Annotated in this window: 25 protein-coding genes; 20 read left to right on the top strand and 5 right to left on the bottom strand. The window is 30.7% G+C overall.

The genetic code is table 11. The annotated features are described in order from the left end of the window. Positions 1-71 precede the first annotated feature (71 nt). Both Q0958_RS02025 and Q0958_RS02020 read left to right on the top strand, forming a co-directional pair. Positions 72-683 (top strand): hypothetical protein, encoded by a 612-nt coding sequence (locus tag Q0958_RS02025; protein WP_299118964.1) that lies wholly within the window; start codon positions 72-74, stop codon positions 681-683. Positions 684-686: 3 nt separating this feature from the next. Beyond that, positions 687-1,013 (top strand): MGMT family protein, encoded by a 327-nt coding sequence (locus Q0958_RS02020; RefSeq protein WP_299118962.1) that lies wholly within the window; start codon positions 687-689, stop codon positions 1,011-1,013. On the opposite strand, the gene Q0958_RS02015 is transcribed toward Q0958_RS02020, so the two are convergent. Beyond that, entirely contained in the window at positions 1,008-1,907 is a 900-nt protein-coding gene (locus Q0958_RS02015; protein WP_299118960.1) for a sterol desaturase family protein, read from the bottom strand. The two genes, Q0958_RS02020 and Q0958_RS02015, sit on opposite strands and share 6 nt — an antisense overlap. A gap of 127 nt (positions 1,908-2,034) precedes the next feature. On the opposite strand from Q0958_RS02015, the gene Q0958_RS02010 reads away from it, so the two are divergent. The 7 genes from Q0958_RS02010 to Q0958_RS01980 all read left to right on the top strand — a co-directional run bounded on the left by Q0958_RS02010 (position 2,035) and on the right by Q0958_RS01980 (position 6,723). Then, positions 2,035-3,165 (top strand): Mrp/NBP35 family ATP-binding protein, encoded by a 1,131-nt coding sequence (locus Q0958_RS02010; RefSeq protein ID WP_272150480.1) that lies wholly within the window; start codon positions 2,035-2,037, stop codon positions 3,163-3,165. Between the two features lie 9 nt (positions 3,166-3,174). Further along, positions 3,175-3,411 (top strand): NifU family protein, encoded by a 237-nt coding sequence (locus Q0958_RS02005; RefSeq protein WP_150898241.1) that lies wholly within the window; start codon positions 3,175-3,177, stop codon positions 3,409-3,411. 64 nt (positions 3,412-3,475) lie between these two features. Continuing rightward, on the top strand, positions 3,476-4,531 hold the full coding sequence (locus Q0958_RS02000) for an NAD(P)/FAD-dependent oxidoreductase (protein WP_299118906.1): 1,056 nt from the start codon (positions 3,476-3,478) through the stop codon (positions 4,529-4,531). Positions 4,532-4,534: 3 nt separating this feature from the next. Further along, positions 4,535-5,113, top strand: coding sequence for a GrpB family protein (locus Q0958_RS01995; RefSeq protein WP_299118902.1), 579 nt, complete (start codon positions 4,535-4,537; stop codon positions 5,111-5,113). 4 nt (positions 5,114-5,117) lie between these two features. After that, on the top strand, positions 5,118-6,026 hold the full coding sequence (locus tag Q0958_RS01990) for a sterol desaturase family protein (RefSeq protein ID WP_299118899.1): 909 nt from the start codon (positions 5,118-5,120) through the stop codon (positions 6,024-6,026). A gap of 27 nt (positions 6,027-6,053) precedes the next feature. Next, the gene (locus Q0958_RS01985) at positions 6,054-6,386 is read left to right on the top strand and encodes a hypothetical protein (protein ID WP_299118896.1); all 333 of its coding nucleotides are present in this window, start codon (positions 6,054-6,056) and stop codon (positions 6,384-6,386) included. A 4-nt stretch (positions 6,387-6,390) separates the two neighbouring features. After that, positions 6,391-6,723, top strand: a complete 333-nt coding sequence (locus tag Q0958_RS01980; protein WP_150898244.1) for a 2Fe-2S iron-sulfur cluster-binding protein — start codon at positions 6,391-6,393, stop codon at positions 6,721-6,723. A 31-nt stretch (positions 6,724-6,754) separates the two neighbouring features. Here the strand turns inward: Q0958_RS01980 and Q0958_RS01975 are convergent, their stop codons facing one another. Further along, a complete protein-coding gene (locus tag Q0958_RS01975) occupies positions 6,755-7,273 on the bottom strand; it encodes a flavodoxin (RefSeq protein WP_299118893.1) in 519 nt (172 codons plus the stop codon). Between the two features lie 127 nt (positions 7,274-7,400). On the opposite strand from Q0958_RS01975, the gene Q0958_RS01970 reads away from it, so the two are divergent. The 11 genes from Q0958_RS01970 to Q0958_RS01920 are packed head-to-tail and all read left to right on the top strand — an operon-like array spanning position 7,401 to position 20,745. Then, positions 7,401-8,918 (top strand): aspartate aminotransferase family protein, encoded by a 1,518-nt coding sequence (locus Q0958_RS01970; RefSeq protein ID WP_299118890.1) that lies wholly within the window; start codon positions 7,401-7,403, stop codon positions 8,916-8,918. Further along, on the top strand, positions 8,918-10,240 hold the full coding sequence (locus Q0958_RS01965; RefSeq protein WP_299118887.1) for a lysine N(6)-hydroxylase/L-ornithine N(5)-oxygenase family protein: 1,323 nt from the start codon (positions 8,918-8,920) through the stop codon (positions 10,238-10,240). The genes Q0958_RS01970 and Q0958_RS01965 overlap by 1 nt, the downstream gene beginning before the upstream one ends. Positions 10,241-10,244: 4 nt before the next feature. Continuing rightward, a complete protein-coding gene (locus Q0958_RS01960; protein ID WP_299118884.1) occupies positions 10,245-11,420 on the top strand; it encodes an MFS transporter in 1,176 nt (391 codons plus the stop codon). A 3-nt stretch (positions 11,421-11,423) separates the two neighbouring features. Continuing rightward, positions 11,424-13,844, top strand: coding sequence for a GNAT family N-acetyltransferase (locus Q0958_RS01955; protein ID WP_299118880.1), 2,421 nt, complete (start codon positions 11,424-11,426; stop codon positions 13,842-13,844). Positions 13,845-13,846: 2 nt separating this feature from the next. Continuing rightward, positions 13,847-14,440 (top strand): GNAT family N-acetyltransferase, encoded by a 594-nt coding sequence (locus Q0958_RS01950; RefSeq protein WP_299118879.1) that lies wholly within the window; start codon positions 13,847-13,849, stop codon positions 14,438-14,440. Next, positions 14,430-16,253 carry an IucA/IucC family siderophore biosynthesis protein gene (locus Q0958_RS01945; protein ID WP_299118876.1) on the top strand — a complete coding sequence of 608 codons (1,824 nt, stop codon included), beginning with the start codon at positions 14,430-14,432 and terminating at the stop codon, positions 16,251-16,253. The genes Q0958_RS01950 and Q0958_RS01945 overlap by 11 nt, the downstream gene beginning before the upstream one ends. Position 16,254: 1 nt before the next feature. Next, entirely contained in the window at positions 16,255-16,836 is a 582-nt protein-coding gene (locus Q0958_RS01940; protein WP_299118873.1) for a nitroreductase, read from the top strand. A gap of 13 nt (positions 16,837-16,849) precedes the next feature. Then, on the top strand, positions 16,850-17,950 hold the full coding sequence (locus tag Q0958_RS01935) for a heparan-alpha-glucosaminide N-acetyltransferase domain-containing protein (protein WP_299118870.1): 1,101 nt from the start codon (positions 16,850-16,852) through the stop codon (positions 17,948-17,950). Between the two features lies 1 nt (position 17,951). After that, a complete protein-coding gene (locus tag Q0958_RS01930; protein WP_299118867.1) occupies positions 17,952-18,968 on the top strand; it encodes an alpha/beta hydrolase in 1,017 nt (338 codons plus the stop codon). A gap of 2 nt (positions 18,969-18,970) precedes the next feature. Continuing rightward, positions 18,971-19,891 carry a sterol desaturase family protein gene (locus Q0958_RS01925; protein ID WP_299118865.1) on the top strand — a complete coding sequence of 307 codons (921 nt, stop codon included), beginning with the start codon at positions 18,971-18,973 and terminating at the stop codon, positions 19,889-19,891. Between the two features lie 23 nt (positions 19,892-19,914). Further along, the gene (locus tag Q0958_RS01920) at positions 19,915-20,745 is read left to right on the top strand and encodes a crotonase/enoyl-CoA hydratase family protein (protein WP_299118863.1); all 831 of its coding nucleotides are present in this window, start codon (positions 19,915-19,917) and stop codon (positions 20,743-20,745) included. Position 20,746: 1 nt separating this feature from the next. On the opposite strand, the gene Q0958_RS01915 is transcribed toward Q0958_RS01920, so the two are convergent. From Q0958_RS01915 to Q0958_RS01905, 3 genes are read right to left on the bottom strand one after another with little or no spacing between them, the layout of a single operon-like run. Then, complete coding sequence (locus Q0958_RS01915; RefSeq protein WP_299118861.1) at positions 20,747-21,715, bottom strand: AraC family transcriptional regulator; 969 nt, start codon at positions 21,713-21,715, stop codon at positions 20,747-20,749. 57 nt (positions 21,716-21,772) lie between these two features. Further along, a complete protein-coding gene (locus tag Q0958_RS01910) occupies positions 21,773-23,842 on the bottom strand; it encodes a PepSY-associated TM helix domain-containing protein (protein ID WP_299118857.1) in 2,070 nt (689 codons plus the stop codon). After that, positions 23,842-24,144 carry a hypothetical protein gene (locus tag Q0958_RS01905; protein ID WP_299118855.1) on the bottom strand — a complete coding sequence of 101 codons (303 nt, stop codon included), beginning with the start codon at positions 24,142-24,144 and terminating at the stop codon, positions 23,842-23,844. Before Q0958_RS01905 ends, Q0958_RS01910 begins: the two co-directional genes overlap by 1 nt. Position 24,145: the final 1 nt, after the last annotated feature.

Here is a 24,145-nt window from a genome sequence, read left to right as displayed (position 1 = left end):
TTAAGCTATTTTTGAGAAAGGATTGCTCGTTCTTTCCGTCCAACACAATAGTAAAACAAAACTCGTAAGAAATGATATTATCACACTTGGCACTAGGATTTATAACTTCCTATATAGGTTATACACCACCAAGTATGTTAAATATTACAGCGAGTAAAATCTGTATTGAAAATAATAGAAAAATTGCCTATCAATTTGCTCTTGGAGCTTCGGTAATTGTTTTAATTCAGGTTTTATTAGCAGTTTTATTATCATCTTTTTTGAAAGAATACCCTGAAATAATAATTTGGGTTAAAAAAATAGCAATCTTTGTTTTTGCTATTATTTCTGCAACTTTTATATATAAAGGGCTGTCAAAGTCTAAACAGAAAGAAAACAAACCTATCCGAAATGGTTTTTTCTTTGGCTTGTCATTGTCTTCTGTTAATATGTTTGCAATTCCTTTTTTTGCAGTAGCGCATTCATCATTTGTAATGCACGGATGGGCAATGTCTGGACTTGTTTGTACTTCAGTTTTTGGGTTGGGTACCGTTCTTGGGACTTTTGCTATTTTAAGTAGTTATCTTTTTTTAGCACAAAAGTTTGAGAATAAACTTATAGAGTATTCTAAATATTTTACAATATTAATAGGGGTAATCACGGGATTTATTGCAATTTATTCAGCTGTCAAATTATATTTTTAATAAGTGGGAAAATCAGATAATTTTTTTGAAAGAGTCTACGAAGTAGCACGTTTAATACCATACGGTAGAGTTACTAGTTATGGAGCTATAGCAACGTATTTAGGAGCAGCGCGTTCTGCAAGAATGGTGGGTTGGGCGATGAACAATTCCAGTGCTAAAAATGTTCCTGCGCATAGAGTTGTAAATAGAATAGGCTTGCTAACAGGTAAACAACATTTTGATGGAACAAACCTTATGCAGCAACTTTTAGAAAGTGAAGGTATAAAGGTTAAAGAAAATCAAATTCAAGATTTTGATAAGGTTTTTTGGAACCCATCTGAAGAATTATAGTTTTTTATCACCAAGACTTTTCCTCAGTTCTTTTGTAGTTAAAGTACTCTTATCATGACTCCAACCCGGAGGCATTAATAAATACTTAATTCCATTAAGTAAACTCCCACTATTAAAAGCTCTAGTAAGCATGCTTTTCCATTCATGAAACTCAACTTTAAATAAGTTATGAGTTTTAATATTAGAAGTTAATCCATAAGTAGGAGTTTCTTCTTCTTTTTGAAAAGTACCAAACATACGATCCCAAATAATTAAAACGCCAGCATGATTTTTGTCTAAATATTTTAAGTTAGAGCCATGATGTACTCTATGATGAGAAGGTGTGTTGAAAACAAATTCAAACCAAGAAGGAAGCTTTTTAATTTTTTCTGTGTGAATCCAATATTGATAAATAAAATTTAAAGTTTTAATAGCAAATATTTGTAGAGGATGAAAACCTACTAAAGGCAACCAAATCCAAAATAAAAAATGTCCTGTAACATCATAGGTCCAAGTTTTTCGTAAAGCAGTTGAAAAATTGAAACGTTCAGAAGAGTGATGTACCACATGACTAGCCCAATAAAAGGATACGGTATGAGAAATTCTATGTCCCCAATAAAAAACAAAATCATCTAAAAAGAATAAAACTATCCATGATGGCCAAGAGTTATACCCAATTGTAAATAGCCTTAAATTATCATACACAAAAAAGAATAGTAATAGTTTTAATGATTTTGTAAATAATGAAATTATAAAAAAGATTAATCCCGAAAGAATATTTACACCAGAGTCCTTGAATTCATGATTCTGATTTCGGTCTTTCCAGCCAAGATATATTTCTACTAAAATTAAGAGAATAAATATAGGAATAGCTATAGGGTAAGCCAGTAAGTTTATTTGATTTATTAGATCCATAGGTTAACGAAAATACTAAAAATAAATATCGCTTATAAATCTATAAATAATCACGATGTAAACGCTTTATTTTATGAGGGCTAAAGCGTATCTTTGTAATTTAGAATTAATTTAATTTATTACTCTAATGAGTTTTAAGAAACAAGATATATACAAAGCGTTAGAAACTATTACTGCACCTGGAGAAGGTAAAAGTTTGGTTGAAAACGAAAATATAAAAAACGTAGTAGCTTTTGGCGATGAGGTTATTGTTGATGTAACAATTTCTAATCCGACATTACAAGCTAAAAAGAAAGTTGAAGTTGAGATAATGAAAGCAATTCACCAACACGTTGATCAAAAGATTGACGTAAAAGTGAATGTGAAGGTAGAAGTTCAACAAAAAGAAAATCCAAATCAGATAAGAGGAAAAGAAATTCCTAATATTCAAAATATTATTGCAGTAGCATCTGGTAAAGGAGGAGTAGGAAAATCTACTATTACTTCTAACATGGCAGTATCTTTAGCAAAGATGGGGTTCAAAGTTGGAGTTTTAGATGCCGATGTTTATGGGCCATCACAACATTTAATGTTTGATGTAGAATTAGAAAAGCCATTAGCAGTTAATGTGAATGGACGTTCGAAAATGAAACCAGTAGAAAACTATGGTGTTAAATTATTATCTCTAGGTTTTTTTACAAACCCAAACCAAGCAGTAATTTGGCGTGGACCAATGGCATCAAAAGCATTAAACCAATTAATTTTTGATGCAGATTGGGGAGAGCTAGATTTTCTATTAATTGATTTACCTCCAGGAACAGGAGATGTACATTTATCAATTGTACAAGCAGTTCCAATTAATGGAGCAGTAGTAGTAAGTACACCACAAAACATTGCCTTAGCAGATGCTAAAAAAGGAGTAGCAATGTTCCAACAAGAAAGTATTAATGTGCCGGTTTTAGGTATTGTGGAAAACATGGCGTATTTTACACCAGCTGAATTGCCAGATAATAAATATTACATTTTTGGAGAAGGAGGCGCAAAAAATTTAGCTGAAGATATTGAAACTAGTTTCTTAGGAGAAATTCCATTGGTGCAAAGTATTCGTGAAGCAGGAGACGCAGGACGTCCAGTAGCTTTACAAGAAAACTCACCATTAGAAAAAGCATTTACTGATGTAACAAAAGAAATGGTTTCTCAATTATTAAAAAGAAATGCAAATTTACCACCAACTGAAGTAGTTCGTATTACGACAATGAGTGGTTGTAGCACAAAATAATCAAAGATTATGACAGCAACAGAAACAAAAAATAACGTAGAGAAGGCGTTAGAAGAAATCCGCCCGTTTTTAGTAAGCGATGGAGGAAATATTAAGTTATTATCTATTGAAAATAATACAGTAAAAGTACAATTAGAAGGAGCGTGTAGTGGTTGTTCAGTAAATCAAATGACGTTAAAAAACGGAGTTGAGGCAACAATTAAAAAATACGCACCAGAAATTGAAGAAGTAATTAATGTTGAATAACTGATAAAAATCAGTATTTAAAAAAATTACAACTAATAAATTTACTCGATTTTATTATTTGAAAATGATTAAGACAGATATACTAATTATCGGTGCTGGTCCCACTGGACTGTTCACCGTTTTTGAAGCAGGATTATTAAAGTTAAAATGTCACTTAATTGATGCATTGCCACAACCAGGAGGGCAATGTTCAGAAATATATCCTAAAAAACCAATATTCGATATTCCAGCTTATCCAGAAATTTTAGCAGGTGATTTAACCGATAAATTGATGGAACAAATAAAGCAATTTGAACCAGGTTTTACTTTAGGAGAGCGTGCAGATACTATCGAAAAACAAGACGATGGATCTTTTATTGTAACTACAAATAAAGGAACAAAACACCAAGCACCTGTGGTAGCTATTGCAGGAGGATTAGGAAGTTTTGAACCTCGTAAACCACCTATTCCAAATATTGCTGATTTTGAAGATAATGGAGTAGAATATATGATCCGTGAACCAGAATTATATCGTGATAAAGATGTAGTTATTGCTGGTGGAGGAGATTCTGCATTAGACTGGTCTATTTTCTTGGCAGACGTAGCTTCTTCAGTTACACTAATCCATAGAAGAAATGAATTTAGAGGAGCTTTAGATTCGGTAGATAAAGTTCAGGAATTAAAGAACGAAGGAAAGATTAATCTAATAACACCAGCTGAGGTTAAAGGAATTGTTGGAGAAGGCAAAGTGGAAGGTGTTATGGTAGAACAAAAAGATAAAGAACCATTTACTTTAGCATGTGATCATTTCATTCCATTATTCGGATTAGCTCCTAAATTAGGACCTATAGCTAACTGGGGATTAGAGATTGAGAAAAATGCAATTAAAGTAAATAATGCATTAGATTATCAAACAAATATTCCTGGGATTTATGCTATTGGAGATGTGAATACATATCCAGGAAAATTAAAGTTAATTTTATGTGGTTTTCACGAAGCAACTTTAATGTGTCAGAGTGCATTTCAGCGTATTTTTCCAGACAAAAAGTATGTAATGAAATATACTACAGTTGGAGGGGTAACAGGTTTTGATGGAACTAAAAAAGAAGCACCAAAAGCTGTTGTAAAAGCGATTAACTAAAAAATGACTAAGACATTATATGATTTGACAAGAGAAGATTGGAATACACTTTTTCCTATTCAATTGTCAAATCATAATAAAAATTGGAAACACATTTTTGAAAGAGAAAAAGCCAATATTATTAAGAATGTCGATAATTCATATTTTAATAGAATAGAGCATTTTGGTAGTACTTCAATACCAAATATAAAATCAAAAGCTTATATTGATTTATTTATTGAGATTCCAAAAGAGCTTTTATTCAATAAAGAAGTAATAAAAAGCTTCGAAAATTTAGGTTATGCTTATTTTGAAGTGCCAGAAAGAGAAAATATACAAGCGTATATGTCTTTTGGTAAAGGGTATAATTTAGAAGGTAAAAAAGAACAAATTTACCATATTCATATGTGTCCTAAGGGCAATGAAATGACTCAACAATTAAAGTTTAGAGACTATTTAATTGATAATCCAAAAAGAGCAAAAGAATACGAGAGACTAAAAGTAGAATTAGCATCTAAGCATAAAAACGATAGAGGCGCTTATGTATTAGGAAAAACTAATTTTGTAAAAGAAACTCTTAAATTATATTACAAAAAAGAATAGAGAATTGACATTAACAGATTACATACAACAACTTTCAGAAGATAAATTATTATACTTTGCTTTACCCATTTTTTTTATTTCCATGCTGGTCGAATATCAGTTTGCAAAAGAAAAATATTACGGTAAAGATACAGGTGTTTCTTTATTGATGATGATATTTTCTGCTATTGTTGAGTTTATTCCTAAAATTTTAGCCTTTGTAGCTTTCTTTTACTTATATGAAATAAGTCCATTAAAAGGTGTTGTAGGACGTCAATGGTGGGCATGGATTGTGTTATTATTTGCAGATGATTTAGCATATTATTGGTTTCATAGATTGAATCATGAAGTACGATTATTCTGGGCAGGTCATGTACCACATCATTCATCAGTACACATGAATTTAGGGACAGCTTTACGTCAGGGAGTTGGAGAGCGTATTCACAAATTTTTCTTTTGGATGTGGATACCTTTATTAGGTTTCGATCCATTAATGATGTTCACTATGATGGGTATTAGTTTAATTTATCAATTCTTTGTACATACAGAACTAGTTGATAAGTTGCCAAAGCCAATAGAGTTTATTTTTAATACACCTTCTCATCACAGAGTACACCATGCTTCTAATATTCGCTATTTAGATTGTAATCACGCAGGAATTTTGATCATTTGGGATCGTATGTTTGGAACATTTTCTGAAGAATTAAAAGAAGTAGATAAACCTGTTTATGGCTTAACAGTAAACATAGAAACATACAATCCAGTTAAAGTAGCAACACATGAGTATGCCGCTATATGGAAAGATGTAAAGCGTGCAGATTCATGGAGTGATAAATTAAACTATATTTTCAACTCACCAGGTTGGAGTCATGATGGAGAAGATAAAAGAGCCAAAGTATTAAGAAGACAATTAAAAGAAGAAGAAAATATTTAATTTATATTTTTAAAGAAAAATATAGTTATGATTGAATTAAATTTATTTGGAAACAATATTTTCAATTATCCATTCACTTGGAGTGCTTTATTTGCGTTTGCTTTATTTGTAGTAGTCTTTTGTATGATTTTATCATGGTACTATAGTAAAATAAAAAGTAGAAGTATAGGATATATCAAAAGAGAAGAACCTATTTACGGTTCAAAAGACATTTTATTGCAAGAAAAGAAATTAGGTTTAGAGTTAATTCCTTTAGAAAAAATAACTTCAGTTTGGGTAAAAGCTGTTGTATTCATTTTAATTTTTTTGGTTACAATAACTCCGTTGTACCAATTGTTAGGTACTGATTATTTTATATAAGAAAATGGAACAAGATATTACAATAAAAATTACAGATAGAGAAGGTGTGACGCATGAAATACAAGCACCTACAGACATGGCTATGAATTTAATGGAAGTAGTTCGTTCCTATGAGTTAGCACCAGAAGGAACTATTGGAATTTGTGGAGGTATGGCAATGTGTGCTTCATGTCAGTGCTATATCAAATCAGATCATGAATTGCCAGAAATGGGAGATGATGAAGACGCAATGCTTGCAGAAGCTTTTTATGTAGAAGATAATAGCCGTTTAGGTTGTCAAATACAAATGACACCTGAATTAGAAGGACTAGAAGTAGAACTAGCACCAGAGAGTTAAAAATATTTAAATAGCTTAAGTTTAATCAAACTTAAGCTATTAATTTTTCTTTCAATATCGATAACCAAGTAGATAATCTTTCTTGTGTTAATTCTGGTTGATTGTCTTCATCCAAAGCTAAACCATAAAACAACTCCTCACCATCTATTTTTGCTTTAGATTCAGTGTAATCATAACCATCCGTAGGCCATTGCCCTATAATTTTTCCACCATTTTCTAAAACTACTTCAGCTAACATTCCTACACCATCAATAAAATATTCACCATAACCATATTGATCACCTAAACCAAATAAAGCTATTGTTTTGTTTGTAAAATCAATGGTTTTAAACTCATCAAAGTACGATTCCCAATCGCTTTGTAAATCACCATCATACCAAGTAGATAATCCTAAAAACAGAATATCCATTCTTTCAAAATCAGATTTTGATACTTGCGATACTTCAATTACTTCAATTTCACTTTCATTCCACTCATCTACAATGGTATGCGTTATTTCTTCTGTCATTCCAGTATCAGAGCCATAAATTAAGCCAATATTTTTATTCATTTTTAGTGGTTTTAAAAATTGTAATCCTTTTTTGTTTTGCGTCTTTTTAATTTCTAATCGCGTCATTTTTTTTATGAAGCGAGATATATTTTTGCAATATAAAAACTATTAAGACTAAATAAAAATAATGATTCTTAAAGAAAGCCCTTCACTAAAAGAATTGTCATTAAATAATCACCTATTTAATGATGAGTCAGTGAAATTATACGAAGAGTATACACTAAAAACGCTAAACTACATTCAAAAGTTTTTATCAAACAGAAAATTCTACAAAGGAGATGAGTTAGCAGAAATTCAAAACGACAAACTTAATGCAAAGTTAGATAATATTGAAGATATTCAATCATTAGATACCGTTTTAGAAGAGCTGAATGAGTTGTACATACAAAAAGCAATTGCATTCCATAATCCGAATTATGTAGCACATTTAAACTGTCCTATAACATTACCGTCAATAGTAGCAGAAATGATAGCCACCACTATTAATACTGCTGTAGAAACATGGGATCAAAGTACATCAGCAACTTTTATAGAGCAAGAAGTTATTCGTTGGATTTGTAACGAGTTTAATTTTTCTGAAAATTCAGATGGTGTATTTACAAGTGGAGGAACTCAATCGAACTTTATGGCTTTATTAATGGCTAGAGATCATTATGCTTTTGAGAATTATGGTGTTAATATCAAGCAGAATGGTTGGTCAGATGAAATAAGTAAATTTCGTTTCTTCTGTTCAGAAAAAGCACACTTTAGTATTCAGAAAAATGCAGCTTTGTTAGGAATGGGTTATGATGCCGTTATTCCTGTTAAGGCTGATTCTAAAATGAGAATGGATGCCAATGAATTAGTGCTAGCAATTGAAAAAGTTAAGCAGGAAGGAAATATTCCAGTAGCAGTTGTTGCCACTTTAGGAACTACAGATTATGGTAGTTTTGATCCATTGCAAACCATAGGAAAGATTGCTAAAGAACACAATATGTGGTTACATATTGATGGAGCTTATGGAGGATGTTATGTACTTACAGACACGCATAAACATCATTTTAAAGGATCAGAAATAGCAGATTCTATAACCATAGATTTCCACAAAACATTATTCCAACCTGTTAGTTGTAGTGCGTTTTTAGCCAATAATAAAAAGCACTTTCAGTATATTTCGTATTACGCCGATTATTTAAACCCACTTGAAAACAAGGATCAAGAACGTCCAAATTTAATAGAGAAATCAATACAAACCACCCGCCGATTTGATGCTTTAAAAGTTTGGTTAACCCTTAAAACTTTAGGAACTAAAACAATTGCATCTTATTTAGAAGAAGTACATAACTTAACGAAGCGTGTACATGAAAAAATGAATGCTAATCCAAACTTCGAATTAGCACATGTACCAGAGTTAAGTACGCTTGTTTTTAGATATAAAAACTCAGAAGCCGCACATGAACCAACACATGATATGGTAAACTTGCATATTAAAAATACGTTGTATGCAGCAGGTAAAGCTTCTATAGCGAGTACAAAATTGAATGGTAGTATTTATTTAAAATTCACATTGCTAAACCCAAAGAATACGCTAAACAATCTTCTAAATATTATTGAAATGATAGAAGACACAGGAAAGAAGTTTCAACCAAAAACAGAATTATTATAATGCAAAGTACAGTAGCAGATTTTATAGCAATAGGAGTAGGACCTTTTAATTTAGGTTTGGCATGTTTAACAGAACCAATAGAAGGGTTAAATGGTATTTTTTTAGATAGAAAAGATAAGTTCGATTGGCACCCAGGAATGTTATTAGAAGATACAACATTACAGGTTCCATTTATGGCAGATTTAGTTACACTTGCCGATCCAACAAATCCGTTTAGTTTTTTAAATTACATAAAAGAGCAGGGAAGAATTTACTCGTTTTATATACGTGAAAACTTTTTGTTATTACGAAATGAGTACAATCAATATTGCCAATGGGCAATTAGTAAATTATCTAATGTTTATTTTAATACCAATGTTACAGATATTAATTACGATGAAATTCAAGGAATTTATATTGTAACAAGCATTTGTACTAAAACAGATGAGATTAAAATATATAAAGCTAAAAAGTTAGTTCTTGGTACAGGAACTCAACCATATATACCTGAGTGTAGTAAAAAATTAAAAGGAAAAGCATTGCACTCATCTAAGTACTTAGAGTACAAAGAGAGTTTACAAGAAAAAGAGAAGATTACCATTTTAGGAAGTGGACAAAGTGCTGCCGAAATATTTTATGATTTACTACAAGAAGTAGATACTAGAGGGTATGAATTAAATTGGATAACACGTTCTCCACGTTTCTTCCCACTAGAATATTCTAAGTTAACATTAGAAATGACATCTCCTGAATATGTAGATTACTTCTATAATTTACCTCCTCAGAAGAGAGACCATCTAATTAAGAATCAAAAACATTTATACAAAGGTGTAAACCAAGATTTAATAGGAGCTATTCACGATACGTTATATGCTAAGAGAGTTGTAGCTAAGGGACCATTAAAAGTTTCTTTAAGAACAAATACTGAGCTAAAGGAAACTGAATTAAATGACAATTCTATTAGCTTAGAATTACATCAAGTTGAGCAAGATAAATACTTCAAACACGAAACAGAAGGTTTGGTTTTAGCAACAGGATATAGCTATTATTTACCAGAATTCTTACGTGAAATTTCAGATAGAATTCAATGGGACGAACAAAGTCGTTTTGACGTAAATAGAAACTATAGTATTGATAAAAATAGTAGTGAAATTTTTGTGCAAAATGCAGAATTACATACACATGGATTTGTAACTCCAGATTTAGGAATGGTAGCTTATAGAAACTCTTACATAATTAAAGAAATGACAGGAGTTGAGCACTACCCTATTGAACAAAAAATAGCCTTTCAACAGTTTGATGTTACTAAGGAAGAAGAAATTCAATTAAATGTTTTAGCATAGAAATATGAAGCTAAAAACATTTTTAATAGTAATGACATTGGTTGCAGTAGTAAGTGATTATCTACTGCATCCATTTTATCCGCAGTTTTTTGAGCTTCGATTTGGTATGACCAATCCCAAAAACGTAGGATATTATTTCGCTGCTATTTGTTTTATGGTTATGATAGCATTTCCATTCTGGGCATATGTTTCTAAAAAGGTTTCAGAACTTAATATTTTAGTATATACCCAAGCAATGGCAGGTGTATTAGCCCTGTATTGCTATTATACAACATCATATATAAATTTCTGGATAGTATCATTAATTATGGTATTGTTTAAGGGAAGTTATTTATTGGTGTACCCTTATATTCTTAAAATTATAACCAAAGAAGAACATCCAAGTACTATTGGGTTACTTTCGGTAGTTGTGCACTTAGGAGGAATATTAGGAGCAGTACTAGGAGGAATAACCGTAGACTATATAGCACCAAGTAGTATCTTTTTAATTATGGCTGGAGGCGATTTTATACAAATGGCAATGAGTGCTTATTTACTAAAAAGTAAAAAGTACGCTACAGATTTAATCATTTCAGAAGAGTCAGAGAATACAGAAAAGAAGTTTATTCCTAAAGGCTTTATTTTAAAATTAGGACTAATTACGTTGATTTTATATTTCAGTGACTTTTTAATTAGACCTTTCTTTTCATCGTATTGGGAAAGTTTTTCAGCTTATAAAAGCAAGTTAGTTTCAGGAACTATTTATGCAATTCCTGGTTTTGTTGCTTTAGTAGCCTTATGGATTAATAACAGAAGAAAATCAGAAGGACATCAAGGAATTATAAATGCATTATTTATAGGCTTAATTGGTCTTTTATTGCAAGGAATACCTTATGACGGGATTGTGATTTTAGGAAGAATTGTTTATGGATGGGCAATTTTTCAAGGGGTAGTAAAATTCGATATTTTATTATTTGAATTAAGTACTCCAGAATCATATTCTGTAGACTATAGTAAAATACATTTCTTTCAAAATTTAGGAGTTTTATTAGCTTCTTTAAATGTAGGAATTATAGTAGATGAATTTGGTTTACAGATGCCTTTTGCAATTGCTTTAGGAGGGTTTTTACTAACCTTAGTATTATATTTTTTTGTGTTTAAGTCGGTAAGAAAAGTTCATAAACAACTAGCAAAAGCTTAAGAAATGTCAACAACACAAACCACCACAGTTTTTTCAAAAGAATATAACGATTTTGGAACGATTACTATTCGTCCTTTTCAAGTAAAAGAAGATAGTGTCTTTTTGCAAAAATGGGTAACTAAAGAGTATGCTGTTTTTTGGGGAATGCCAAATGCTACATTAGAAGATGTAGAAAAAGAGTATACAGAATTAACTGCTCCTGAACATTATGATGTTTTCGTTGGAATGTTTAATAACGAACCTGCATTTGTTTTAGAGCGTTACAATCCTCAATTAGACATTATCAATAATTTTTATAAAACCAAAGATTCAGATTGTGGAGTACACATTATTGTAGCTCCGCCAAAAGAGCCAAAAACTCCAAATTTTACTTGGTTTATGTTTCAATCAATTATGGATTTTGTTTTTACAAATTCAGCAATTAATAGAATAGTTGTTGAGCCAGATATTCGAAACAAAAAAATGTTTGCACTATGCCAAAGAATAGGATTTCAATTGGCTAATGTAATTGAGTTACCTAATAAAACAGCTCAGTTAGCATTTTTAACCAAAATCAACTATAAAAACCAAATTCAATCTTTTTCACCATCAAAAAGAAGTGCCATGAACACCTTAGATAATGTGGTATCGCCACAACAATCAACTCAACATATACAATCAAACGTTTGGAAACAAGCGAACTTATTATTAGTAAAAAAAGCATTGTGTGAATTTTCACACGAACTATTAATAAAACCCGAAATAATAGAAGAATTAAGTAATGGATATAAACACTACAAAGTTTATACAGATTCTTTAGATATACGATACGAGTTTAATGCAAAGCCAATGGCATTAAATCATTTTATGATAGACGAAAAGTCAATTAAAAAGTATGTAAAAGATGCTATTACTGAAGTAGATGCTATTTATTTTATAAAAGAGTTTAGAAAAATATTAGGCATTGCAGATGAGAAAATGCCAGTATACTTAGAAGAAATTATTAGTACATTATACGGAAGTGCTTTTAAAATAACGAAGGGAAATCCAACAGCCCAAGAATTAGCTAAGGCCGATTTTCAAACTATAGAGCAATCTATGACAGAAGGACATCCAGGCTTTGTTGCTAATAATGGAAGAATAGGTTTTGATAGTAGCGATTACCGTTCATATGCACCAGAAGCAGGAAATTCATTTTCTTTATTATGGTTAGCAGGACATAAATCGAAAGCAGTTTTCTCTGCTATAGAGTCGCTTCCTTATGAAACATTAATACAAAAAGAATTAGATGCAGAGACCATTGCACAATTCAATCAAATCATAGAAGGAAAGGGATACAAAGCAGAAGATTATTTATTCTTACCAATTCACCCTTGGCAATGGTTTAACAAGCTTGCAAATATATTTTCTCCAGAAGTAGCAAAAGGAGATTTAATTTGCTTAGGATATGGACCAGATCAATATTTAGCACAGCAATCTATTAGAACATTATTCAATGTTACTAATCCGCAAAAATTCTATACAAAATCGGCGTTGTCTATTTTAAATATGGGATTCATGAGAGGATTGCCTTTATATTACTTAGGCACAGCACCTAAAATGGCAGTTTGGTTAGAAGATTTATTATACAACGATAGCTATATCCAAGAAAATGGATTTAGAATGCTTAGCGAAATAGGTTCAGTAAGTTATGTGAATCCTTATTTTGATGAGTTCGGACCTCATAACGATTATAACAAAATGTTAGCTTCTTTATGGAGAGAAAGTCCTTATTCAGTAGTTAAAGAAAATCAGAAGCCTTTAACTATGGCAGCCTTACTTCATATTGATCATCATGGAAATGCATTATTACCAGAAATTATTAAAGATTCAGGAATTTCAATTGATAATTGGTTACGTAAATACTTACAGGCATATTTAAGTCCAATGTTACATTGTTTCTATTACTACGATTTAGTGTTTATGCCACATGGAGAAAACTTAATTATGGTGTTAGAAGATAATATTCCTGTGTATGCATTATTAAAAGATATTACAGAGGAAGCTTGTATTTTAAATCCAGAGGTTGAATTGCCAGAACATTTAAAGAGAATGTATGCTCCAGTGCCAGAAGACGTAAAATTACTATCAATTTTTACTGATATGTTTGATGGGTTCTTCCGTTTCTTATCACCTATTTTAGAAGAGCATGCAGATTATAATGAAAATCGTTTTTGGGAATTAGTGGCAGAAAACATTCAAGAATATCAAGCAAAATTCCCACAACTAGCAGCAAAGTTTGAACAATACGATTTATTTGCAGAAGATTTCAAATTGTCATGTTTAAATAGGTTACAGTTAAATAATCATAAACAAATGATTGATTTAGATGACCCAGTAGCCTTATTACAATTTGCTGGGAAACTGCAAAACCCATTAGCAGTATTTAAAACGCAAGAAGTTTAATCATGGTACAAACGAATCAAGAAGTATTTAGCAAAGAAATTGCTGGATTGGGAGTTTTAAGTATTCGCCCATTTCATGTAGATACAGATTCACCAATGTTGCATACTTGGGTTACACAACCCTATGCTAAATATTGGGGAATGTTAGATAAATCTTTAGAAGAAGTACGTGCCGAGTATCAGGAGATAGAAGAAAATCCAAATCATCATACTTACATAGGAATGTTAAATAATATTCCTGTGTTTTTAATGGAACGTTATAAAGCTTCAACAGATATCATAGCGAAACACTACGAAGCGCAAGAGAGTGATTATGGGATGCACATATTAGTTGCTCCAATAGAAAAAAGAATACCTCAATTTACTTGGCATGTGTTTTCAACCATTATCGATTATTTTTTCAGTTTACCACAAGTAGCAAGAGTTGTTGTAGAACCAGATGTAAACAATGAAAAAATTCACAAGTTAAATAAGAAAGCAGGTTTTGTTTATCAAAAAGAAATAGACTTGTCTTATAAGAAAGCAGCTTTGGCTTTTTGTACTAAAAAAATGTACAAGGAAGCTTTAAACCAATTAGAGAACAAGAATGAAAAATAATATAGAACATTTACAACCTCAGGTATGGGAATTTGTAAATCGTCAATTAATAAAAAAAGCGATTAGTGAGTTTTCTCATGAGCTTATTTTAGTTCCAGAATTTCTTGAAGAGCAAGATGGATGGAATTTATATAAAATACAATCAGACGCTAAAGAGTTTAACTATCAATTTAAAGCAAAAAAATATTTGTTAGATCATTGGTTGGTAGATACTGATAGTATTAAAAAAACAAAAGAAGATTCAAAAGATGTATTGTATTTAGATGCATTACATTTCATTGTTGAGTTTAAAACTACATTAGGAATTCCTGATGAGTTTTTAGCAACCTATTTAGAAGAGATAACAAGCACACTTTCAGGAGCTGCTTATAAATATCTAAATGAAAAATTTTCAGCAAAAGAATTAGCAGAGAAAAGTTTCCAAGAGATAGAGCATGGTATGACCGAAGGACATCCTTGTTTTGTAGCTAATAATGGTCGAATAGGTTTCAATATTGACGACTATCATGCATATGCACCAGAAAGTAATCATCCTTTCCAAATTTTATGGATAGCAGGACATAAAAAATACGCAACTTATACAGCAGTTGAGGGGTATGATTATGAGCAGTTATTATTAAGTGAATTAGGAAAAGATAAAATTACTGGTTTTAATGAGGTGTTACATCAAAATAATTTAGCGCCTGAAGATTATATTTTTATGCCAGTGCACCCATGGCAATGGAAAAATAAAATAGTAGCAGTTTTTGGAGCAGACATTGCACAGAAAAATATTGTTTTAGTTGGAGAAAGTGACGATAAGTTTTCGGCGCAACAATCTATTAGAACATTGTTTAATGCTTCACATCCAGAAAAGTTATATACAAAAACAGCATTATCCATTCTAAATATGGGGTTCATGAGAGGTTTGTCGCCATATTATATGCAAAGTACTCCGCATATTACTACATGGATAACAAATTTACTAGCAGAAGACACCTACTTGAATGAGAATGGCTTTACAATGTTAGGAGAAGTTGCTACCGTAGGATATCATAACCATTATTATGAAGTATTAGGAAAAACAAATCCACACAATAAAATGTTGTCTGCATTATGGAGAGAAAGTCCGTTTATTAAGATAGCCTCTAATCAACGAGTATTTACAATGGCAGCTTTGTTGCATGTAGATTACCAAGGGAATTCGTTATTAGGATCGTTGATAGAGGCCTCTCCATATGGTGCAACTACTTGGGTACAACGATATTTAAAAGCGTATTTAGCGCCATTATTACATTGCTTTTATAAATACGAGTTTGTGTTCATGCCCCATGGAGAAAACCTAATAATGGTATTAGAAGAAAATACTCCTGTACATGTATTAATGAAAGATATTACAGAGGAAGTAATTGTTTTCAACGAAACAATGCATTTACCTGAACATGCAGATAGGCTGTTTACGAAGACTTCTGATAAAATGAAAATACTATCAATTTTCACAGATGTTTTTGATTGTATTTTCCGTTTTATGGGACAACAATTAGATACTCATGCGAATTTTTCTGAATATAATTTTTGGCAATTAGTAGCAGAATGTGTCTATGAATATCAAGAAGAACATCCAGAGTTTTCAGAAAAATACGAACGATATGATTTATTCGTAAATGAGTTTGATCGTTGTTGCTTAAATAGATTACAGTTAGGGAATACAAAGCAAATGTTAACCTTGGCCGATCCAATAGAAAGCTTAAAGTTAGAAGGAACTTTAATAAATCCACTCGCTCAATTTAAAAAAGAAGTAGCTGGAATAAATAAAGTAGCAGAAACTTTTTAAGATGAATTTCGAAGAGCTTACAAAAGTTATACATACGCGTAAAAGTACTTACGCGTATGATTATGCAAACAAAAAAATTGAAAAAGAAACGATAGAAGCTATAGTTACAAACGCATTATGGGCACCAACTCATTTAGTAACACAGCCATGGCGTTTTGTAGTTTTAGAAGGTAAGCATCAATTGGATTTAAGTGAGTTTATGGCATCTTATTATAGAGAGTTGTATATCGAAAAACAATTTTCTAACGAGCGTTATGAAGCTACTAAAACCTATGCTAAAAATGCAACTTTAATAGGAATTGTGTTTACACCAAATAAAAAAGCAAAACTATCTGAATGGGAAGAGTTAGCTGCTGTTTCTTGTGCTGTACAAAACATGTGGCTGAGTTGTACTTCTTTAGGTTTGGGTAGTTATTGGGATTCTTCTCCAGCAACTTTAGAGTATGGAAAAGAATACGTAAACCTAGAAAAGGACGAGCAGTTTTTAGGAATCTTTTTTATGGGATACAAAAAAGAAAATATTCCAGAGCCTAGAAGAAAAAGAAAATCATTATCGAAGAAATTAAGTTGGAATAAAAAATAGTAAAAGATAAAAAATGAAAACAAAAAATAGAGTAAGAGCTGTAGACTTTGTAAGAGGTTTTAGTGTTCTTATGATGATTCCTGTACATGTTTTAATGATTTTTTCAAGTATGGAAACTTGGGAAAATACAGTTACAGGAAATATAGGGCAGTTATTAGAAAGAGGATCTCCTGTATTTCTTATTGTAATGGGAATTTCATTTGCATTCTCAAGAAATGCAAACAAAAATGGAATCTTAAAAAAAGCATTAATGATTATTGCTTTAGGATATATTTTAAATTTTTTAAGATTTATCATACCAGTTTTGTTTTTTGGAGGATTTCCAGAGAGTTTTGTAAAAGCTAGTGGGCTTGAATTAAGTAACTTTAGTAGTTTATTAAACTATTTCTTAAAAGGTGATATGTTTCAGCTAGTAGGAATATCATTGTTCTTAATAGGGCTATCTTTTAAGTTTTTAATAAAAAATAAGGGAGTACTAATTTTTATAGCATTAGTTATAATGTGGCTTTCAAAAATTGTGAGTGGAATACAATTAGGTGTTCCTGGTGTAGATTATATTTTGAATTTGATTTGGGGTAATAATTTCGATGTGTACTTTCCATTATTTCCTTGGCTTTCATTTATTCTAATGGGATTATACTTAGGGTTACGTTATCAAGAAAATCCTGAAAATGCAGATAAATCTTTATTTAGACCTATGCTCTATTTAGGTTTAATTTTTCTAGTGATTGGAAAACTACTATGCGATTATAATTACGAATACCATTTTGGAGATTATTATCATTTAGGTCCAGGAGGAAGTATGGGATTAATGGGAATTATTTTAGTGCTTTTTTGGGTGTATTATTTAATAGAAAAAGCATTGCCTGAAAATAATTACATAAGCAGATTATTTTTTTACTGTAGTAAAAATGTAACTACTTTCTATATGATACAATGGATTTTAATTTATTGGTTGTTAGTGTTTTTAGATTTTTCAGCATACAATGAGCCAGTTGTTTTGTTAATAATGCTAGGCATTAATGTAGGAACATTTACACTATTGTATCTATTTAACAATTATGTAATTTCTAAAAGAAGTAAAAAAAGAAAAGTACTACAACAAGCAGCATAGTATGAGAAAGTTATTAGTTATTATAATTGTTTTATTACAATTTACATCCATAGCTCAAACAAAACTAGCTGGAAGTTATGGTTTAGATTCTAAAGTTCAGAAATTTCTGGAAGCAGTACATTCCTATGATGGAGCACCATTGCAAGAATTACCATTGGATGTTGGTAGAAATGCTATGGAGTATATGCAGCAAGATTCAACATTAACTTATACAAAAGTAACCTTTACTAAGGCGGTTTTTAAACAAGAAAATAAAGATGTCAAGGTAGTAATAGTAAAGCCTAAAAAAAGAAGGAAACTACTACCTACTTTAATTTATTTCCATGGAGGAGGATGGGTATTCAATAGTTTTGAGACTCACAAAAGATTAATGAGAGATATTGCTTTAAAAGCAAATATAGGAGTTGTTTTTGTTGATTATTCAAGAGCGCCAGAGGTGCAATATCCAGTAGCCAACGAAGAAGGTTATTTAGCAACATTATTTGTTTCAAAATATGGAAAAAAATATGGTTTAGACCCTACTAAAATTATAGTAGGAGGAGATAGTGCTGGAGGAAATATGGCAACAGCTGTTGCTATGATGGCAAAAGAGAAAGGTGTTCCTAAGCTTAAAGGTCAAATATTATTGTACCCAGTAACGGATACGAATCTGAATACAGGGTCTTACGAACAATTTTCTAAAGGACACTATTTAACAAGAGATACAATGAAATGGTTTTGGAAAGTGTATGCACCTAAAAAGGAAACACATTTATTTTCAACAGTAGCACCTTTAAGAGCAAGTTTAGAAGAGCTTAAAAATTTACCTAAAACACTTTTAATTACAGCAGAGTATGATGTGTTAAGAGATGAAGGAGAAGCATATGCTAAAAAATTAAGAATGGCTGAGGTACCAGTAATTTCAACAAGATATGGAGGAACTATTCATGATTTTATTGTGCTGAATCCTTTGAGAGAAACAGAAGCTTCTAAAGCGGCAGTAATGCAAATATGTACTTTTTTAAATAATAATTTATAGAAATGGATTTATCATCTATAGAAAAAATAGTAGGGCAGTTAGAGCATATGAGTGTAATAGTACTTGCACTTATGTTGGTAGAATGGGGAATCCTTATTTTAACTAATTATGTTGAAAGAAAAAAAGAAGGAGTGGTTAGTATATTATCATATATAGTACAAAGTATTCCTTACTTTTTATTATCTAAAGTATTCATTGTTGGTACAATGTTTTTGTTATACGAACATAGGTTGTTTGACCTAGGTTTTCAATGGTATGTATGGATTATAGCTTATTTATTATATGATTTTACAGTGTTTTTTATTCATTTTTTAGGGCACAAAGTTCGTGTTTTATGGTGTATTCACGGAGTACATCATACAGCGGAAGATATGAATTTAACTGTGGTTGCTAGAGGTTCCATATTCGATGTGTTTTTTACACCATTTAACTTTATATGGTTACCTATATTAGGTTTTCATCCATTAATGATATTTATCATCGAGCCTATTGCACGTTTGTATGCAACTTTAACGCATGTAAACGAAAAAGTTATAGGGAAACAAAAATGGTTAGATAAAATATTAATAACACCTTCAGTTCATAGGGTTCACCATGCAAAAAACCATATTTATTTAGATAGAAATTATGGAGAAACATTTAGTATTTGGGACCGCATTTTCAAAACATTTCAGAAAGAGTTAGATAATGAGAAAATTTCTTATGGAATTATGCATGATACTTTGAATAGTGAGAGTTTTTCGGATGTGCAATTTTTAATGTGGAAAGAGTTATGGAATGACGTTAAAAAAGCGCCTACTTTTTCAGATAAAGTAAAATACATTTTTATGCCACCAGGTTGGAATCATATTGATGGTGGGAAAAAAGCCAAAGCTTATAGAGATGAAGCTTGGTTAAATAAATGTAAAACAGATGTGTCTTAGAATACATCTAAAAAAATAGGACAATGATAAAACAATATGAAAATTTTAAAGTAAACTATTATCCAGAGTATGAGCTTGTGCTTTGGAGTATCAAATCAGAAGGAGTTCCTAATTTTTCAATCGGTATATTGAGAGAGTTTAATGAGTTGAAGAAAGACTTAAAAATGATGTTTTCAGACAATGGGTACCCATTAAAATACATTGTGTCAGCATCAACTCATGATGAGGTATATAATATGGGAGGCGATTTACCTTACTTTTTAAAAAATATAAAATCTCATAATAAAACAGCTTTAGAGGAGTATGCTAATTTATGTATAGATGCTATTTATAACATTTATAATACGTTTGATTTACCTGTTTTAAGCATTGCTTTGGTTGAAGGAAATGCCTATGGAGGTGGATTTGAATGTGCAATGGCGCATGACATTATATTATCTCATGAATCAGCAAAGTTTTGCTTACCAGAAAATAAATTTCACCTTTTTCCAGGGATGGGAGCCTATAGTTTTTTATGTAGAAAATTAAATATAAAAACGGCTCTAGAAGTTTTAAATACAGGAAATGTATACAAAGCAAAAGAAGTTGAAGAAATGGGGCTGGTGGACAATATTTTTACAAATGAATCAGGAATAGAAGCTGTAGTTAATTATTTAAATAAATCGAGTTTTAGTTTTAAATACAACCACTATAAATGCATTAAAAGAGTTTTTCCTCTACAAAAAAGTGAACTAGGAGATATTACAAATATGTGGGTAGATGCTTGTATGAGTTTAGAGAGTGAAAGCTTACGTAGAATGGAACTTATGATTAACGCTCAGTTAAGAAAATTAAAGCAGGAATGTAAATCCTAGTTTAAGGAATATAAACATGGTTTTTACGAAATTCTTTGGGAGTTATTTTCTCAAACTTTTTAAAAGCAGCAGTAAAATGGGTAGGATTTTTATATCCTACCATGTCTGCTATTTCATAAACAGGTTTTTGAGTATGGATTAGAAAGTTTTTAGCTTTACTCATTCTTAACTTTTTAGTGTAATTAAAAATAGTTTCACCAAACAATTTCTTAAATTCATTTTTTAAAACATTCTGATTTAACAACACCATTCGAGCTAATTGCTCAATAGATATTTGTTTGTGTAGATTGGTTTGAAGTATGGTTTCTACTCTATATATTTTCTTTAAAATATTATCTGAATTATAGGTTTTCTTTGCTTGAAAATTTAACTGAAGATGTAACAATTCTAACGTTTTAGATTCTAAAAAAATCCTTTTTAGTAATCCTTTTTGAGAATTTGAAAGTATTTCAGAAACAACTTCTTCCATTTTTGAAGTTAGCTGATGTGTGAAATTTCGATTAGATTTTTTTAAACTAAGTGTTTTATCGTTTGATAAAAGAACTTGCATTTGATGCTTTTTAATGAAGTCATCATACATCCTAATTTTTACTTCTTTGAGAGGTTTGTCTTTATAAAAAATAATCTTTTTACTTTCACAATCATCGTATAAAAGATAGCTTTCATTTTTTTCAAGAATCAAATCACTTTTAAAGTTTGAAGAGCGAATAATTTTTTCACCTTCCATTAAAACAGAGAGTTCTAAAGCACTTAAGTTGTGTTTAGATATAAATAAAAAGTCCTCTTTAAATTTAGCGCTGATAATATTGATTAATAAGCCGTCAAAAAAGTAGCTTATAATAAAACCTTCGCCATATACAGGATTAATAGTATAGACTGAAGTTTTAATACCACAGTCTATACTTTTAGATTGAAGTTGCAGTATTTTTTTTAACTGCGATGTTTGGTTGTTGGCTATTAGAATTTCCATAAACGGGGGACAAAAGGAAATAGATAATAGGCCTATAAATAATTAATAAGCCTTTATCTAACTTTTAATCCATTTATTAATATTAATAACTAAAAGAGTACTTGCTATTGCAACTAGCGTAAGCATAAAGATTTCTGAAATATTACTTGATTCATGCATAATAGCTTCAAAAAAGTGATAAATGTTATAGATAGCAGCAATGCTAGCCCAAACAATAGAGGCAATTTTGAACCATTTTTTAGAAATTTCTATAGACAATAAAGCAAATAATAAACACATACCTTCAAATAAAATTCGGTATATATGATGAATCAGAGGAGCTTCACCAGTAGCATCTTTCATTACTAAAGTTTCATTGTAGTAAATGTTAAATAATCCATACATATGATGAACAATCCAGCCAATAGCTAAAAAGATCCATAGAATAATAATTTTTGTTCTTAGAGATAAAGAACCTTGTTGTATAGTCGTGTTTTCCATAATTTTTGGTTTTGTTTGTTGTAATTTATTTTTCTCTTCTAATTTTAAAGTCTTAATGTTTTTGTAGTCAATTTTATGTTTGTTAAAAGCGCTTTGCTCTTGTACAGATAGCTTTATTTTAAAGTATATAAATAGTGCTGTAGCAGATAGAATTATCCATAATAAATCAATAGTTAAGATATCAAATTGGTTGTTTTTATAAGTATTCCAAATCCAATTGTTTGATTTAATTCCACTGGCAATAGGAACTAAGAATCCTAAAATAGCACCAGTTAGTAAGGTTACTTTATTAGTGAAATAGTTATTGCGTTTAAATCTGAAGAATAGAATACATATAAGCCAAACAATAAAAAACCAGTTGTTTAAGATTGACATTTTTTGAGTTAAATATTCTTCAGGAAGTATTTTAACTATTAAAAAGAATAAAGCAATTACTGGAAATAAAGAAAGACAAATAGCCATATAAATATGTCCAACTTTTGCTGTATATAATCGTTGACGTAAAGTCATGCTCTTTTTATTACGAGCTTCAATCCAGATTAATACTCCAGTTATAATTACAAAACAAGTAATTAAAGCTAATATGAAATAGATGATTTTAACAGCAACGCCACCAAAATTACCAAAATGCAAACGTCCCATTGACAATTGAATATCATCAGTATATTTAGCTTCATTTGGGTCTCTATTAACAGTAGTTTTTCCAGTTTCAAAATCATAAATAACATTTCCAGAACTTAGAAGACGTTCTTTAGGATCTAATGCGCCTAAAAGAACATATTTCATATTTGTGCCTCCATAGTTTTTTATAAGCACATATTCAGGATTAAAATCATCCCAGCGATTAGTATTCTTTTCAACGAAATCATTAACACTAGGAAGCTGCTTATCGGTTTTTTGAACCCATTCATACACTTTTCGATCAGGACGTAAATCTTCCATTAATTTATCTTGATCTCCATTGTATAAAAAGTTAGCAGGAATTAAAACCAAAATACTTAAGCAGAAGTAAGCTCCAGTAACGGCATACATAAATTGAAAAGGCAAACCAATCACACCTAATGCTGTATGTGCATCAGTCCAAACTCGCTTTAAAGCATTTTTGGGGTTGAATTGATAAAAGTTTGAAACAATTTTTTTCCAATGAACTATAACTCCAGTTACAATAGCAAACAAAAAGAATAATGAAATAAAACCGGCTAAATAAACACCTATTACGGGTATTTGTGTTAAGAAGTGCAAGCGATATAAAAACTCACCTAAACTATATTTTTCGGTATAAGTAGCAGTTTCACCAGTATGAATGTTTATCGATTCATAGCTTTGATATTTTGCTTTTTCAGGAATGTCTATAGTATCCTTAGCAGGAGTAGTTAATACATAAATATTATCGTCTTTATGACCTAAATAAAAACGAATATCTCTACTAGTTAAATGATTGTTTTCAGATAATTTATTTAATAAAAAATCGTAGTCTATTTTTTCTCTAGCTATATTTTTAGAATGCTTTCCGTTTTCCCATATTTCAATTTCGTCTTTAAATAAAGCAAAAGCTCCAGCAAAAAAGATAACGTATAAAGCTACACTAATAACAATACCACTTACTGTATGTGTATTAAAAAATACATTGTAGTTTCTTTTACTCATTATACAAAAGGGTTTTGTTGATTACCATAATAATAAATCACATAAAGAACTATCGATATAAGAATATATAGTCCCCATGCTTTCCATCCATTTTTAAAAAGGAAAGGAACAATGAGCAATACACACCAAATTATAAAATGTGTATAAATAGAGGTTATTAAAACTTCTCTTGAGTTCGGTAGCCATAGAGCCAAACACATATGAAATAAAGCAGTAACAATATATCCACCAAGAATACCAGAAGATATTTTTGCAAATTGTTGCCAAGGAGACGATGTTAGATGTTTTGGATTTGCAGGCATA

It is taken from the genome of uncultured Tenacibaculum sp. (genome assembly GCF_947499065.1).
Lineage (GTDB): Bacteria > Bacteroidota > Bacteroidia > Flavobacteriales > Flavobacteriaceae > Polaribacter.
This window is presented reverse-complemented; position numbering and strand designations above follow the sequence as displayed.